At 61.9% G+C, this 367-nt stretch carries 1 protein-coding gene; it reads right to left on the reverse strand.

What is annotated here, in order from left to right; translation table 11 throughout:
* A partial coding sequence (locus tag AC1D0P_RS32150; protein WP_477680427.1) for a hypothetical protein occupies positions 1-324 on the reverse strand: 324 nt, incomplete at its 3' end.
* Positions 325-367: the final 43 nt, after the last annotated feature.

The raw sequence follows: 367 nt of genomic DNA on the forward strand, positions 1-367 counted from the left end.
CTTCAGGATCACCAGATTGATGCCGGAAAGCGCCAGGAAGCCGGACAACGCCACGATGATCGGCTGCACCCTAACCCAGATGACGATGAGGGCGAAGATAAGCTGGTAGATCACTCCGAGCCCCAGCGCGACGAGGAACACGCTGAACGGACCGGTCACCACGCCGAGCATGTTGAGCTTGACGATCGACACGTTGATGAAGGCAAGCAGAGGCCCGACCGCCAGATCGACGGTACCGCGGCCGGCAACCGCCAGCGACATCAGCGAATAGGTGGCGAGCACCAGGGGGGCAGCGACGATGATGGCGCTGCCGAAACCGGACAAGGATACGAGGCTTGGATTGCGGATGGCAGCCGTGCTCAAGAGC

The sequence above is a fragment of the Polaromonas sp. P1_G2 genome (genome assembly GCF_056405515.1).